Here is a 15,221-nt window from a genome sequence, read left to right as displayed (position 1 = left end):
GCCGATGCTGGACAGGGCGCGCCGTGCATGGCAGGCGCTGCGGCATGAGCAGCCAGCCCAATTCCTTCCGCAACCAGCCGGACGAGCGTGGCCATTTCGGCCAGTTCGGCGGCCGGTATGTCGCCGAAACCCTGATGCCGCTGGTACTGGATCTGGAGCGGGAATACCGTGCCGCGAAGGAAGATCCGCGCTTTCAGGCCGAGTTCGACGACCTGCTGGAACATTATGTCGGCCGCCCCAGCCCGCTCTATTATGCGGAGCGACTGACCGATGCGCTGCGGCTGGATGCGCCGGAAGGCATGGGGGCGGAGGTCTGGTTCAAGCGGGACGAGCTGAACCACACCGGCGCGCACAAGATCAACAATTGCATCGGGCAGATCCTGCTCGCCATCCGCATGGGCAAGACGCGGATCATCGCGGAGACCGGTGCGGGGCAGCATGGTGTCGCCACCGCCACGGTCTGCGCCCGCTTCGGCCTGCCCTGCGTGATCTTCATGGGCGCGACCGACGTGGCGCGGCAGCAGCCCAACGTGTTCCGCATGAAGCTGCTGGGTGCGGAGGTGATCCCCGTCACGAGCGGGGCCGCCACGCTGAAGGATGCCATGAACGAGGCGCTGCGCGACTGGGTCGCGAATGTGCACGACACGTTCTACATCATCGGCACCGCTGCCGGGCCGCACCCCTATCCGGAGCTGGTGCGCGATTTCCAGAGCGTGATCGGCCGCGAGGCGCGCGAGCAGATGCTGCGCCGTACCGGCCGCCTGCCCGACCTGCTGGTGGCCGCGATCGGCGGCGGGTCCAACGCGATTGGCCTGTTCCATCCCTTCCTGGACGATGCCGAGGTCAAGATGCTGGGCGTGGAAGCGGCGGGCTATGGCTTGGACCAGAAGCATGCCGCATCGCTGGCCGGCGGCGCGCCGGGCATCCTGCACGGCAACAAGACCTATCTGCTGCAGGACGATGACGGCCAGATCACCGAAGGGCATTCGATCAGCGCCGGGCTGGACTATCCCGGCATCGGGCCGGAACATGCCTGGCTGAAGGAGGTCGGCCGGGTGGAATATACCGCCGTCACCGATTTCGAGGCACTGGACGCGTTCCAGCTGCTGTGCCGCACCGAAGGCATCATCCCCGCGCTGGAGCCGGCCCACGCGATCGCCGCCATCGTCTATCGCGCGCGAGAGATGCCGCGGGACAAGGTGATCCTGGCCAATCTGTGCGGGCGCGGTGACAAGGACATCTTCACCGTGGCCGAACGGCTGGGCGTGCGGATGTGAAGTTCGTGACCTCGCTGGCGACCAGCTTCGCCATCTTCTTCACCGCCCTGGTCGGCGCGCGGCTACTGACGCGCTACCTGCTGTCGCGCGGCGTGACCGTGGGGATGAACGACCTGATCGAAATCGCCATCGGCGCGGCCATCATCGCGCTCGGTGCCACTTTGCTGGGACGCGCATGACCCGTCTTTCCGATGCCTTCGCCAAGGGGCGCCCTGCCCTAGTCTGCTTCATCACCGCCGGCGACGGCGACACGGGCGCCAACCTGGATGCGCTGGTCGCGGGCGGGGCCGACGTGATCGAGCTGGGCATGCCGTTCACCGACCCGATGGCCGATGGCTCGGCGATCCAGGCGGCGGACATTCGCGCGCTGGCGGCGGGCACCACCACGGCCGACGTGCTGGCGATCGCCACCGCCTTCCGCACGCGCCACCCGGCGGTGCCGCTGGTGCTGATGGGCTATGCCAACCCGATGGTGCGGCGCGGGCCGGACTGGTTCGCCGATGCGCTCGACGTGGCCGGCGTGGACGGCGTGATCAGCGTGGACCTGGCGCCGGAAGAGGATGCCGATCTCGGCCCCGCCCTGCGCGGCAAGGGCATCGCACTGATCCGGCTGGCCACCCCCACCACGGACGATGCCCGTCTGCCGGCGGTGCTGGCTGGCGCGGGCGGGTTCCTTTACTATGTTTCCGTCGCCGGGATCACCGGCAAGCAGCAGGCCGCCATGGCCTCCATCGAAGAGAACGTGATGCGCTTGAAACAACAGACCGACCTGCCCGTGGCAGTCGGCTTCGGGGTGCGGACCCCGGACCAGGCCGCCACCATCGCCCGCGTGGCCGATGGCGTGGTGGTCGGCTCCGCCTTCGTGGAACTGGTGGCCGAACATGGCGCCGCCGCGCCCGCGCACCTGCAGGCACTGGCCAGCGGCCTGTCCGCCGCGGTGCATGGCGCCCGGGGGGCCCGCGCATGAGCTGGATCAGCCGCGTCCGCAATTCGCTGCCCTTCGCGCCGCGCCGCGACACGCCCGACAATCTGTGGACCCGCTGCCCGGGCTGCAACGAGATGCTGTTCACCCGGGAATACGAGGCGAACCTGTATGTCTGCCCCAAATGCGACCATCATGGCCGCATCGGCGCCGACACGCGGCTGGCGCAGCTGCTCGACCCGGGATTCCACCTGCTGCCCGATCCCACCGTGGCCGACGATCCGCTGAAGTTCCGCGATACCAAGCGGTATCCGGACCGGCTGAAGCAGGCGCGCGCCAGCAACGCGCATTGCGATGCCTTCACCGCTGCGACCGGCGCGATCGAGGGCCGGCGGGCGGTGGTCGGTGTGCAGGACTTCATGTTCATGGCCGGCTCGATGGGGCAGGCGGTCGGCCAGGCCTTCTGCAACGGCGCTGACGCCGCCCTGCGGGAAGGCCTGCCCTATATCGTCGTCACCGCGGCGGGCGGCGCACGCATGCAGGAGGGTATCCTCAGTCTGATGCAGATGCCGCGCGCCACCGTGATGACGCGCCGCCTGCGCGAAGCCGGTCTACCCTACATCGTAGTGCTGGCTGATCCCACCACCGGCGGCGTCACCGCCAGCTATGCCATGCTGGGCGATATCCACATTTCCGAACCCAATGCCCTGATCGGCTTCGCCGGGCAGCGGGTGATCCAGGAGACGATCCGCGAGCAGCTGCCCCCGGGCTTCCAGCGGGCGGAATATCTGCTGGAACATGGCATGATCGACATGGTCCTGCACCGGCGGGATCTGCGCCCGACACTGGCCATGCTGCTGGATTACCTGTCACCGGCCAAGGCCGCCTGACTCCTGCGCCGGTGAAGGACTTCGCCGCCTCCAGCGATCCGGCGGTGCAGCGCCAGCTTGACCGGCTGGCCGCGCTCAGCCTGCCGCAGGGGCGGCTGGGGCTGGAGGTCGTCCGGGACCTGCTGGGCCGGCTGGGCGATCCGCAGCTGAACCTGCCGCCGGTGTTCCATGTCGCCGGCACCAATGGCAAGGGTTCCACCTGCGCCTATCTGGCGGCCATGCTGGAGGCCGAGGGCCTGGTGGTGCACAGCGCCACCAAGCCGCATCTGGTCCGCTACAACGAACGCATCCGAATCGCCGGCCGGCTGATCGACGATGCGCTGCTGGCCAGCCTGCTGGCCGAGGTGCTGGACGCCGGCGAGGATCTCACGCCCTCCTTCTTCGAGGTGACCACCGTTGCCACCTTCCTCGCCTTCGCCCGTCATCCGGCGGATGCCTGCGTGATCGAGGTCGGGCTGGGCGGGCGGCTGGATGCCACCAACGTGCTGGAGCATCCGGCGGCCACCGCCATTGCCAGCCTGGGCGTGGATCACGAGGCGTTCCTGCTGGTGCCGGAGGACGGCGCCCCGTCCGAACCGCTGGTCCGCATCGCGTTCGAGAAGGCCGGCATCGCCCGCACCGGTGCGCCGATGGTGACGCAGGCTTACGCCGAGGGCATGGAGCTGGAGATCCAGCGCCTGTGCGCCGCCGCCGGTGCCCCGCTGCACATGCGCGACGCCGACTGGTGGGCGGAAGTGGGCGACGATGCCATCGAGTACCGCGACCGGCATGGCGCGCTGACCCTGCCGCTGCCTGCCCTGCCCGGCCGGCACCAGGGCGACAATGCCGCCCTGGCGGTCGCCGTGCTGCGCCACCAGGACCGGGTGAGCGTCGGCCCGGCCGCCATGGCCGCCGGCATCCGCGCCGCCCGCTGGCCCGCACGGCTGCAATTGCTGGGTGATGGGCCGTTGACGGCGCAGGCACCTGGCCGGGCGATCTGGCTGGATGGCGGGCACAATGCCGATGCCGGCGCCGCCATCGCGCGGCACTTCGCCGGTCAGCAGGTGCATCTGGTGATCGCCATGCTCGCCAACCGCGATCCGCAGGCGATCATCGCGCCGCTGGCCGCCAGCATCGCCACACTCTCCGCCGTGCCGATCGAGGGCAGTGCGGCACATGAGGCCAGCGCCTTCGGTCCCGACGCGCGCGCCCATGGCACCGTGGCCGCGGCGCTGGCTGCCTTGCCGCCCGATGGCCTGCCGGTGCTGATCGCCGGCTCGCTCTACCTGGCAGGCAAGGTGCTGGCGGCGAACGGAGAAGCACCGGACTAGCCCCGGCCGGCTGCATCGGCGCTCCACGATACCGTTGCCGTGCAGGACGAGACGAGTTCTGCGGGGAGCCGAGCGGCCCAGCACGAGGCTGCCCGCACCCGTGATGCCGCCGCGCTCGACGCGATGATGCACCCGACCTTCCACGTGAACTCGCCTGAAGGGGAGATGTGGTCGCGCGAGCGGACGCTGGCCCTGTGGCTCAATCGCGGGATCGGCCACAACCGGTTCGAACGGTTCGTGGAAACCGTGTCGCTGGATGGCCACGTCGGCGTCGTGGCCGGACGGGAGGTCGTCCGACCCTCCACCGACAGCATCGCCGGACAGAGGCGGGCCGATGGCGGCCACGCCGTGGAGCGCCGGTTCACCAATGTCTGGCTGTGGAAGGACGGTCGCTGGTGGTTCTTCGCCCGTCACGCCAACGAGACGGTGGCGCGGCCGCCCGCGCCCTAGACCAGCCGCGACTGCGCCAGCGCCGCCTTGATGAAGCCGGCGAACAGCGGGTGCGGGTCGAACGGGCGGCTCTTCAGTTCGGGGTGGAACTGCACGCCGATGAAGAAGGGATGGTCCGGCCGCTCCACGATCTCGGGCAGCAGCCCGTCGGGCGACATGCCGGAGAACAGCAGGCCGCCAGCTTCCAGCCGATCCTTGTAGGCGGCGTTCACCTCGTAGCGGTGCCGGTGCCGTTCGCTGATCGCGGTACCGCCATACACCTGGGCGACATGGCTGTTGCCGGCCAGCACCGCGTCATAGGCGCCGACCCGCATCGTGCCGCCCAGATCGCCCTCGGCCGAACGCTGCTGCAGCCCCTCGGCGCTCATCCACTCGGTGATGATGCCGACCACCGGCTCCGGCGTGGGGCCGAACTCGGTGGAGCTGGCCTCGGCGATGCCGGCATTGTTCCGCGCCGCCTCGATGCAGGCCATCTGCATGCCCAGGCAGATGCCGAAGAACGGCACGCCGCGTTCACGGGCGAAGCGGACGCTGGCGATCTTGCCCTCGCTGCCCCGCTCGCCGAACCCGCCGGGCACCAGGATGCCGTCCATCGGCTCCAACTGGGCGGCGATGGTGGCATCGTCCTGCTCGAACAGCTCGGCATCGATCCACTTGATGTGGACCTTCACCTTGTTGGCCATGCCGCCATGCACCAGCGCCTCGTTCAGGCTCTTGTAGGCATCGGGCAGACCGACATACTTGCCCACCACCGCGATGGTCACCTCGCCTTCGGGGTTCTGGTAGCGGTCCACCACCTCGTCCCACGTGGTGAGGTCCGGCAGCGGTGCGGTCAGGCCGAAATGGCGCAGCACCTCGGCATCCAGCCCTTCGCGGTGGTATTGCAACGGCACGCTGTAGATGGAGTTGGCATCCAGCGCCTGGATCACCGCCTCCGGCCGCACATTGCAGAACAGCGCGATCTTCGCGCGTTCCGCCGGGGGCAGCGGGTGTTCGCAGCGGCACAGCAGCAGGTCGGGCTGCACGCCCAGGCTGGTGAGGTCCCGCACCGAATGCTGCGTCGGCTTGGTCTTCAGCTCGCCCGCGGCGGAGATGTACGGCACCAGCGTCACGTGGACCAGCGCGGTGCGTTCGCGCCCCAGCTCGTTGCGGAGCTGACGGATCGCCTCGATGAAGGGCAGGCTCTCGATATCGCCGACCGTGCCGCCGATCTCGCACAGCACGAAGTCCAGGCCGGCCGTGTCGGCCTGCGCGAATTCCTTGATCGCGTCCGTCACATGCGGGATCACCTGCACCGTCGCGCCCAGGTAGTCGCCGCGCCGTTCGCGCGCGATGATCTGCTGGTAGATCCGGCCGCTGGTGACATTGTCGCTCTGGTGCGCGGACACGCCGGTGAAACGCTCGTAATGGCCCAGGTCGAGATCCGTTTCCGCGCCGTCATCGGTCACGAACACCTCGCCATGCTGATACGGGCTCATCGTGCCCGGATCGACATTGAGGTAGGGATCGAACTTGCGAATGCGGACGGTGTAGCCGCGCGCCTGCAGCAGCGCCGCCAGGCTGGCAGCCATCAGCCCCTTGCCAAGCGAGGAGACCACGCCGCCGGTGATGAAGATGTACCGGGTCATGGGAGTCGGGCCTTAAGCGGGCAAGCGGATTCGGCGCAAGGCCGGGCCGTCACGCTGTGCACAGAAATCGTCGGAAACGCAGCAATGCCGCGCCAGGTGGAAAGCGGGCGCTTACTGCGCCACGCCGGCGAGCGGATCGTCCTGCGCCTGCGGCACGGGCTCGACCGGTGCCTGCCCGTCGAGGCCCGGGTCGCCCGGGATGACATCAGGCGCCTGCTGCGGGTTCTGCGCCGGCGTGGTGACCGTGCGATCCAGGCTGGTGTCCAGCTCGCGCGTACCCGCCTGGTTTACCGCCAGCCCGGCCAGCACGATGGCCAGCGAGACGAAGGCGACCGTCAGCCACTTGGTGGTGCGGGTCAGGAAATCGGCCGCACCGCGGGCCGACATCAGCCCGCCCGGGCTGCCGCCGCCGCCAACGCCCAGCCCGCCGCCTTCGCTGCGCTGCATCAGCACGACGGCGACCAGCGCCACGGCGATGATCCCCTGGATCACGGACAGAAAGATGAACAGCGACATGAACTACCTTAAGGCGAGGCGCGGCGGAGCGCGTGAAGCCGCGCATCTAGTCTGCCGGGCGTGTTTTCTCAAGCATTGCGGGAACCCCGGCCCGCAATGCCCTGCGATCGGGGGCGATCAGTGGTGGCTGTGCTCCAGCCGCTCCGCCGCGGCGACCACGATGCCGACGAAGCTTTCGGCCGTCAGGCTGGCGCCGCCGACCAGTGCGCCGCCGACCTCGTCCGCCGCCAGCAACTCGGCCGCATTGTCCGCCTTGACGGATCCGCCATACAGGATCCGCACCGCCTCCGCGCCGGGGCCATAGACCGCCAGCAATTGCGCGCGGATGGCCCGGTGCATGGACGCCACGTCCTCGACGGTGGGCGTGCGGCCGGTGCCGATCGCCCAGATCGGCTCGTAGGCGACGGTGACCCGCTCCATCACATGCTCGCCGCGGGGCAGCGATGCCTCCAGCTGCGCGGCGACGACCGCCTCGGCATTGCCGGCATCGCGCTGTTCCTCGCTTTCGCCCACGCACACGATCACGGCCAGGCCGACCGACAAGGCGGACTGCGCCTTGGCGCGGACCTCGGCATCGGATTCGCGATGATGGCTGCGGCGTTCGGAATGGCCCACGATCACGAAGCCGGCACCGGCATCCTTGACCATCGCGGCGGAAATGCCGCCGGTATGCGCGCCGCTTTCGGCCGCATGGCAATCCTGCGCGCCCACGCCGATCAGGCTGGCCTCCTTGCGGATCGCCTGGATCAGCGTGGCCGGCGGCGCCAGCGCCACCTCCACCTTGATCAGCCGCTCGGCCGCACGGTCGATGGCGCGCGCCTCCGCGACCATGGCACGGTTCCCGTGCATCTTCCAGTTGCCGACGATATAGGGGCGCTGGGCCATCTATAGTCCTTGATGCTTGTCAATGTACGAATGATCGGTCGATGCGCGGCGGTGCCGCCATCGGCCTGGTCGGATGCCGCTACCCCCGGCCGCCCTCATTGTCAAAGCTGCCGGTGCGGCCGGATGTCCGGCGCCGCCGGCACTGTTGCGGAAGGGTTGCAGGCCGGATACAGCGCCGCCTCGCATGCGTCCGGCCGGGCGCCTGTCGTCCTGTCCTTTCGCAAGAAGCGCCCTGCTCCCATGCTCCAGATGTTCCGCAATCTCACCAAGTCGAAGGTCGGCGTCGGCATCACGCTGGCCTTCCTGGCACTGATGGCCCTCGCCTTTGTCGGCGGCGACCTGGCGAACAGCAGCTTCTTCGGCGGCGTCGCCGGGGGCGACCGGGTGGCCGATGTGGGTGACGAGCGCGTCGACAGCGCCGACCTGGTCAGCAACATGAACAACGCGCTGGAGGCGGAGCGGCAGCAGAACCCCACCCTCACCATGCCGGCCTTCATCGCGCAGGGGGGCTTGCGCCAGGTGCTGGACCAGCTGCTGCGCCGCACCGCGCTGGCGGTGTTCGGGCAGGAGAACGGCCTGCGCGTCAGCGACCGGCTGGTGGACAGCGAATTGCTGCAGATCGGCGCCTTCCGCGGCGCGGATGGCCAGTTCGACGCCAATCTGTTCCGCGCCACGCTGGCTCAGCGCGGCCTGACGGAGGCCGCCGTGCGGGAAGATCTCGCTTCCGGGCTGTATGCCCGCCAGCTGCTGTCGCCGATCGCGCTGTCGCCGGTGATGCCCGCCAGCTTCGGCCCGCGCTATGCCGCGCTGCTGCGCGAACGGCGCCAGGGCGCGATCGCGCTGATCCCCAGCGATGCCTATGCCCCGACGGCCGCACCCACCGACGCCCAGCTGCAGGCCTTCTATCGCGAGACCAGCAGCAGCTACATCCGCCCCGAACGCCGGGTGCTGCGTTACGTCACCTTCGGCACCGATGCGCTGCCGGCCGTGCCCGCGCCGACGGATGCGCAGATCGCCCAGCGGTTCCAGCGTGATGCCGCGCAATATGGCGCCACTGAGCAGCGCCGCTTCACCCAGCTGATCGTGCCGACGGAAGCGGCGGCGCAGGCCATCGTGGCGGAAGTGCGCGGCGGCACCACGCTGCCCGCCTCGGCCGGGCGCAAGGGGCTGCGCACCGCCAGCATCGGCCCGATGACGCAGGGCGCGCTGACCAGCCAGTCCTCCGCCGCGGTCGCCACCGCCGCCTTCGCCGCGGCGAGCGGCGGCATCGCCACCCCGGCGCGCGGCCCGCTCGGCTGGTATGTGCTGCAGGTCGATGCGGTGGAGCGGAACCCCGCCCGCACGCTGGCGCAGGTCCGTGGCGAGATCGCCCAGACGCTGACGCAGGAGGCCCGCACCGCGGCCGTCGCCGGCCTCGGCGCCCGGGTGCAGGACCAGCTGGATGACGGCGCCACCCTGGCGGAGGTCGCTACCTCGGTGAAGGGTACCGTCGCCACCACGCGGCCGGCCACGGCCGAGGGCGTGCTGTATGGCACGACCAGCAACGAACGGGTTCCGGCCGAACTGGTCCGCGTGCTGCCGTCCGCCTTCGAGATGAAGGAAGGCGAGGCGCAGGTTGCCGAACTGGTGCCGGGCGAACGCTTCATCGCCTATGATGTGGGGGAAATCACCCCGTCGGCCACCGCCCCGCTGGCGGAGATCCGGGAGGAGGTTGCCGGCCTGTGGCGCCGGGACCAAGGCGCCGCTGCCGCCCGCGCCGCGGCGCAGCGCATCCAGCAGCGCATCGCCGGGGGTTCCACGCTCGCCGCCGCGCTGACGGCGGAGAACAAGGGGCTGCCCGCCCCGCGCGCCGTCAACCTGACGCGCGACCAGCTGGCCGGACAGCAGCAGGTGCCCCGTCCGCTGGCGCTGTTCTTCTCCATGGCGAAGGGCACGACCAAGACGCTGGAGGAACAGGGCGATGGCGGCTGGTACGTCATCCAGCTGGCCGACGTGCAGGCACCCGTGATCGCGCAGACCGATCCGCTGGTGCTCGCCTCGCTGCAGCAGCTCGGCACGGCCACCGGCGAGGAGTATGTGCAGCAGTTCCTGGCCGCGGTGGAGGCGGAGGTCGGCGTGACGCGCAACGCCGATGCGATCGCCGGCGTCACCGCACAGCTGACCGGCGCGCAGTAAGTGCCGCCGCTCGCCTCCCACGCCCTCGCCAATGCGGACGCCGCCCGCCGCCAGCTCGCCGCCGGGCAGCCGGCGCTGGTGTGGCGGCGCGTAGTGGCCGACACGGAAACCCCGGTCGGCGCCGCGTTGAAGCTGATCGAGCCGGGCCGGGGCGACTTCCTGCTGGAATCGGTCGAAGGCGGCGCCATCCGCGGCCGCTACAGCCTGCTCGGCCTCGACCCGGACCTGGTCTACCGCGCTACCGGCCTGTCTTGCGAGATCAACCGTGCGTGGCAGCAGGACCGTGCCGCCTTCGCCCCGCTGCCCGGCGGATCGCTGGCCGAACTGCGCGCACTGGCCGCATCCTGCCGCATCGACGTCCCGCCCGAACTGCCGCCCGCGCTGGCCTGCCTGGTGGGTTATTTCGGCTACGAGACGATCGGCCTGGTCGAACAGCTGCCCCGCGCGCCGCAGGGCGCGCTGGCACTGCCCGACATGCTGTTCGTGCGGCCGACCGTGGTGCTGGTGTTCGACGGGCTGACCGACGCGCTGTTCTGCGTCGCGCCCCTGTGGGCCGATGGCACCGGCGCCGACCATGCGCTGGCCCGCGCGGCAGAGCGGATCGACGACACGCTGCGCCGCCTGGCCGCACCCGCCCCGATGGCGCCGGCCGCCGCGCCCGAACTGCCGGAGATGGCGCTGAACCCGGTGCTCGCCCCCGGCGACTACCCGGCGATGGTGGCCCGGGCGAAGGAGTACATCACCGCCGGCGACATCTTCCAGGTCGTGCTGGCGCAACGCTTCACCTGCCCCTTCCCGCTGCCGCCGCTGGCGCTGTACCGCGCATTGCGGCGGGTGAACCCCTCTCCCTTCCTGTACTTTCTCGACCTGCCGGGCTTCGCGATCGTGGGCTCCAGTCCGGAGATCCTGGTCCGCGTGCGTGATGGCGAGGTGACCATCCGCCCCATCGCCGGCACCCGCCCGCGCGGGCTCAGCGAGGCGGCCGATCGCGCGGCGGAGGCCGAGCTGCTGGCCGATCCCAAGGAGCTGGCCGAGCACCTGATGCTGCTGGACCTGGGCCGCAACGATGTCGGCCGCGTGGCGACGGCGGGCAGCGTGACGGTGACCGACAGCTTCACCGTCGAACGTTACAGCCACGTCATGCACATCGTCAGCAATGTGGTCGGCCAGCTCGCGCCCGAACGTGATGCGCTCGACGCATTGTTCGCCGGCTTTCCCGCCGGCACCGTCAGCGGCGCGCCCAAGATCCGCGCCTGCGAGATCATCGCCGGGCTGGAGCCGGAGACACGCGGGCCTTACGCGGGTGGTGTCGGCTATTTCGCGCCCGACGGCTCGGTCGACAGCTGCATCGTGCTGCGCACCGCCGTGGTCAAGGACGGCACCATGCATGTCCAGTCCGGCGCCGGCATCGTCGCCGACAGCGACCCGGCCTACGAACAGCGCGAATGCGAGGCCAAGGCCGGCGCCCTGATCGCCGCCGCGCGCGAGGCAGCACGCATTGCCGCCGAACCCGGCTTCGGCCAATGAGTGCGCCCATGACCGCCCCCATCCTCGTCATCGACAATTACGACAGCTTCACCTTCAACCTGGTCCATTACCTGATGGAACTGGGCGCCCCGGTGGAGGTGGTGCGCAACGATGCGCTGACCGCCGCCCAGGCGCTGGACACCGGCGCCGCCGGCATCCTGATCTCTCCCGGCCCCTGCACGCCGACGGAGGCCGGCATCAGCCTGGACCTGGTCGGCGCCTGCGCAGATGCGCGCCGGCCGTTGCTGGGCGTGTGCCTGGGCCATCAGGCGATCGGGCAATATTTCGGCGGCACCGTCACCCGCGGCGGCCTGATGCACGGCAAGACCAGCCCGGTCACGCATGATGGCAGCGGCGTGTTCGCCGGCCTGCCCAGCCCGTTCACCGCCACCCGCTACCACTCGCTGGTGGTGGTCGACATTCCGGACGTGCTGGTGGTCAATGCCCATAGCGAGACACCGGGGCTGGACGGCACGGTCGCCATGGGCTTCCGCCATGCCACGCTGCCGATCCACGGCGTGCAGTTCCACCCGGAAAGCATCGCCACGGAACACGGCCACGATCTGCTGGCGAACTTCCTGCGCGATTGCGGCATCGAGCCCGCAGCACGGCCATGAGCCACCCGCTCCCCGCCGACGAGGCGGAGGCGCTGTTCGGCCGCATGCTCGACGGCGGGATGGACGATCAGGCGATCACCCGCACGCTGGTCACCATGACCGAACGTGGGGAGACCGCGGCCGAGATCGCCGGCGCCGCCCGCGCCATGCGCGCCCGGATGATCCGCGTCGCTGCCCCCGCCAGTGCCATCGACGTATGCGGCACCGGGGGTGACGGTCACCACACGCTGAACGTGTCCACCGCTGTCGCCATCGTCATCGCCGCCTGCGGTGTCCCGGTGGCCAAGCACGGCAACCGCGCTGCCAGCAGCAAGGCGGGCGCGGCCGATACGCTGGAGGCGCTCGGCCTCGACCTGGACGCTGCCGCGCGCACGGCGGAGACGACGCTAGGCACCATCGGCATCGGCTTCCTGTTCGCCGCCGCGCACCATCCGGCCATGGCACGGATCATGCCGATCCGCCGCGCGATCGGCCGGCGCACCATCTTCAACCTGTTGGGCCCGCTGGCCAACCCGGCCGATGTGTCCCGCCAGCTGATCGGCATCGCCCGGCCGGATTACGTCCCGATCTACGCCGACGCGCTGGCACAGCTGGGCACGGCGCATGCCCTGATCGTATCCGGCGACGAGGGGCTGGACGAGCTGAGCCTGGCCGGCGGCAACGAAGTCGCCACCATCCGCGGCGGCACCGTGCAGATGAGCCGGGTGGAGCCGGCCCTCGCCACGCTGCCCACCGCCCCCGTCAGTGCCATCCGCGGCGGCGATGCGGCGCATAATGCCGCCGCCCTGTCCGCCCTGCTGGCCGGGCAGGCCGGTCCTTATCGTGACGCCGTGCTGCTGAACGCGGCGGCGGCGCTGATCGTGGCGGAGGCCGCGCCCGACTGGCAGGCCGGCGCCGCCCGCGCGGCCGAGGCGATCGACAGCGGCGCTGGCCGCGATCTGCTGGCACGGTGGATCGCAGCGGCGCGGTAAGGGCGCGCCCGGGTCTGCAGGCAAGCCCATCCCTCGCCCCTGCCCGTCCACGGCCTGTCGAAGGACGCCGGCACCTCTTTCCATCCGCGCCACCGCAAGCCATAGCGCGCCCATGAACAAGCTGACCGAGATCTGCGCCACCAAGATGGCAGAAGTGGCCGACCGCAAGGCCTACGCCACCATCGCCGATCTCGATCGCCGCGCAGCCGGGGCTACCCCGCCTCGCGGCTTCCGCGCCGCGCTGGAGGCAAAGGCCGCGACCGGCTTCGCGCTGATCGCGGAGATCAAGAAGGCCTCGCCCTCGAAAGGCATGATCCGCGCCGATTTCCGGCCGGCGGAACACGCCATCGCCTATGAACAGGGCGGCGCCGCCTGTCTCTCGGTCCTGACCGACGCGCCCTATTTCCAGGGGCACGAGGACTACCTGATGGACGCTCGCGCGGCCTGCGGGCTGCCGGTGCTGCGCAAGGATTTCACGCTCGATCCGTGGCAGGTGGCCGAGGCACGCGCGATCGGTGCCGACGCGATCCTGCTGATCGTCGCCGCGCTGGAGGACAGCCAGATGGCCGAACTGGAAGCCGCCGCGCTGGAACGCGGGATGGACGTGCTGGTGGAGGTCCACGATGCTGCCGAGATGGAGCGCGCCGCTCGCCTCCGGTCCCGCCTGATCGGCGTCAACAATCGCGACTTGCGCACCTTCAGCACCGACCTCGGCATCACGCAGGCGCTGGCGCCACTGGCACCGGCGGGCACGCTGCTGGTCGGCGAAAGCGGCATCGCCACCCATGCGGATTGCGTCACGCTGGCGGACAGCGGCGTGCGCACCTTCCTGGTGGGCGAAAGCCTGATGCGCCAGCCCGACATCGCCGCGGCCACGCAGTCGCTGCTGAAGGGCTGACCGCGCCGGCGATCCGCCGCCGGTCAGGCTGATGCCGGACCTGCCTGGCGCGTCGCCTGCAGGATGACCGCTGCCGTCTCGCGCGGCATGTCCCACATGGGAAAATGGCCGCTCTGGTCGAACCAGTGCAGCGTTGCGGACGGGAACGCCGCCAGCGCCCGGTGTGCCTGACGCGGCAGGCACAGATGGTCGCGCCTGCCCCAGCCGATGACGATGCGCGCCGCCGGATCTGCGGCCGGGCCGCGCTGCTCCGGACCATTGGCAAGGTCCTCGACCAGGGCATCGAAGGTCGGCGTGTCGGTGATGGCGGTCAGCTCGCCGCAGACCAGGTCCGGCGACAGGGCGGCGGGCTTCGCCGATAGCTGCGCCAGCAGCGCGGTGCGCGCCGCGGCGCTGCGGCTGATCGCCGGCAGGCGTGACCGCAGCAGGCGCAGCAGCCGGGCGGACAGGCCGATGGTGGTGCTGAAGAACCTGCGCTCCCACCCGCGCCAGAACCCGCCCGGGTCCAGCGCGACGACATTGCCGACCTTGCCCCGCCGGGCCAGCTCCAGCACGATCCGTGCCCCCATCGAACTGCCCACGACATCGACGCCGAGCAGATCGTTGGCCACGAGATAGCGTTCGACGCTGCCGACCAGACCGGCGAAGCTGCCGCTGTCCGGCTCGGCCGGGCTGGCGCCGTGGCCCGGCAGGTCGATGGCAATGACTAACCGCTCCGCGGCGAGATCGTCCAGGATGGGCTGCCAGGCGCGCCAGCTGCTGCCCAGGCCATGGATGAGCAGCAACGGTGTGCCGCTGCCGCGGGTGATCTGATGCATGGGTGTACTCTCCTCTTCGCCCGGCAACGATCGGCCGGGCAGAACGGTCCAGGACCGGGGCGAAGACGTCGGTCGTCGCGCAGGCCACCACATCGCATGCGGCGCCTGTCCTACAGCGCCGCCCTGTGCCATGACCCGGCGATGATCCACGTCCGTCCTCCTGCCGCACCCTTCCTGCCCCCGCCGTCCGTGCCCGCGATTGCTCTGGCAGGGTTCCGCCCGGACAGTGTCAGATGTGTCAGCTTCGCCTCCGCATGGGACGTCCTTTCCCGGGCAATCCGGATCGCCGGACAGGGTCACATCGTCGACGCAGGGCCGGCATGGCAGGCAATGCCTT

15 protein-coding genes are annotated in these 15,221 nt (G+C 70.4%); 11 read left to right on the top strand and 4 right to left on the bottom strand.

Annotation, left to right across the window (positions count from 1 at the left end):
- The first annotated feature begins 44 nt into the window (after window positions 1-44).
- Genes trpB through PK98_RS03395 form a run of 6 tightly spaced genes read left to right on the top strand, consistent with a single transcriptional unit; the run spans window position 45 to window position 4,849 of the window.
- Entirely contained in the window at window positions 45-1,277 is a 1,233-nt protein-coding gene (trpB, locus tag PK98_RS03420) for a tryptophan synthase subunit beta (protein ID WP_039094304.1), read from the top strand.
- Complete coding sequence (locus PK98_RS03415) at window positions 1,274-1,456, top strand: hypothetical protein (protein ID WP_039094302.1); 183 nt, start codon at window positions 1,274-1,276, stop codon at window positions 1,454-1,456. The genes trpB and PK98_RS03415 overlap by 4 nt, the downstream gene beginning before the upstream one ends.
- The gene (trpA, locus tag PK98_RS03410) at window positions 1,453-2,244 is read left to right on the top strand and encodes a tryptophan synthase subunit alpha (RefSeq protein ID WP_039094300.1); all 792 of its coding nucleotides are present in this window, start codon (window positions 1,453-1,455) and stop codon (window positions 2,242-2,244) included. Before PK98_RS03415 ends, trpA begins: the two co-directional genes overlap by 4 nt.
- On the top strand, window positions 2,241-3,089 hold the full coding sequence (accD, locus tag PK98_RS03405) for an acetyl-CoA carboxylase, carboxyltransferase subunit beta (RefSeq protein WP_039094298.1): 849 nt from the start codon (window positions 2,241-2,243) through the stop codon (window positions 3,087-3,089). Before trpA ends, accD begins: the two co-directional genes overlap by 4 nt.
- Window positions 3,090-3,100: 11 nt before the next feature.
- A complete protein-coding gene (locus tag PK98_RS03400) occupies window positions 3,101-4,399 on the top strand; it encodes a bifunctional folylpolyglutamate synthase/dihydrofolate synthase (protein WP_039094296.1) in 1,299 nt (432 codons plus the stop codon).
- A 39-nt stretch (window positions 4,400-4,438) separates the two neighbouring features.
- The gene (locus PK98_RS03395; protein ID WP_081996017.1) at window positions 4,439-4,849 is read left to right on the top strand and encodes a nuclear transport factor 2 family protein; all 411 of its coding nucleotides are present in this window, start codon (window positions 4,439-4,441) and stop codon (window positions 4,847-4,849) included.
- Here PK98_RS03395 and PK98_RS03390 read toward each other — a convergent pair.
- The 3 genes from PK98_RS03390 to tpiA form a co-directional block, all read right to left on the bottom strand.
- Window positions 4,846-6,477, bottom strand: coding sequence for a CTP synthase (locus PK98_RS03390; RefSeq protein ID WP_039094293.1), 1,632 nt, complete (start codon window positions 6,475-6,477; stop codon window positions 4,846-4,848). The two genes, PK98_RS03395 and PK98_RS03390, sit on opposite strands and share 4 nt — an antisense overlap.
- A 111-nt stretch (window positions 6,478-6,588) precedes the next feature.
- Entirely contained in the window at window positions 6,589-6,993 is a 405-nt protein-coding gene (secG, locus tag PK98_RS03385) for a preprotein translocase subunit SecG (protein WP_052207973.1), read from the bottom strand.
- 117 nt (window positions 6,994-7,110) lie between these two features.
- Window positions 7,111-7,878, bottom strand: a complete 768-nt coding sequence (gene tpiA / locus PK98_RS03380; protein WP_039094292.1) for a triose-phosphate isomerase — start codon at window positions 7,876-7,878, stop codon at window positions 7,111-7,113.
- Between the two features lie 240 nt (window positions 7,879-8,118).
- Between tpiA and PK98_RS03375 the strand changes: the two genes are divergently transcribed.
- The 5 genes from PK98_RS03375 (at window position 8,119) to trpC (ending at window position 14,066) form a co-directional block, all read left to right on the top strand.
- A complete protein-coding gene (locus PK98_RS03375) occupies window positions 8,119-10,053 on the top strand; it encodes a peptidylprolyl isomerase (RefSeq protein WP_039096177.1) in 1,935 nt (644 codons plus the stop codon).
- Window positions 10,054-11,580, top strand: a complete 1,527-nt coding sequence (locus tag PK98_RS03370; RefSeq protein WP_039094291.1) for an anthranilate synthase component I family protein — start codon at window positions 10,054-10,056, stop codon at window positions 11,578-11,580. It begins immediately after the preceding gene.
- Between the two features lie 8 nt (window positions 11,581-11,588).
- Window positions 11,589-12,197 (top strand): anthranilate synthase component II, encoded by a 609-nt coding sequence (locus PK98_RS03365; RefSeq protein ID WP_039094289.1) that lies wholly within the window; start codon window positions 11,589-11,591, stop codon window positions 12,195-12,197.
- Complete coding sequence (trpD, locus tag PK98_RS03360; RefSeq protein ID WP_039094287.1) at window positions 12,194-13,168, top strand: anthranilate phosphoribosyltransferase; 975 nt, start codon at window positions 12,194-12,196, stop codon at window positions 13,166-13,168. Before PK98_RS03365 ends, trpD begins: the two co-directional genes overlap by 4 nt.
- A 112-nt stretch (window positions 13,169-13,280) precedes the next feature.
- Window positions 13,281-14,066, top strand: a complete 786-nt coding sequence (gene trpC / locus PK98_RS03355; protein ID WP_039094285.1) for an indole-3-glycerol phosphate synthase TrpC — start codon at window positions 13,281-13,283, stop codon at window positions 14,064-14,066.
- Between the two features lie 23 nt (window positions 14,067-14,089).
- Here trpC and PK98_RS03350 read toward each other — a convergent pair whose 3' ends face one another.
- Window positions 14,090-14,884 (bottom strand): alpha/beta fold hydrolase, encoded by a 795-nt coding sequence (locus tag PK98_RS03350; protein ID WP_039094283.1) that lies wholly within the window; start codon window positions 14,882-14,884, stop codon window positions 14,090-14,092.
- Between the last annotated feature and the right edge of the window lie 337 nt (window positions 14,885-15,221).

This window comes from Croceibacterium mercuriale (genome assembly GCF_000802385.1).
Classification (GTDB): Bacteria; Pseudomonadota; Alphaproteobacteria; order Sphingomonadales; family Sphingomonadaceae; genus Croceibacterium; species Croceibacterium mercuriale.
This window is presented reverse-complemented; position numbering and strand designations above follow the sequence as displayed.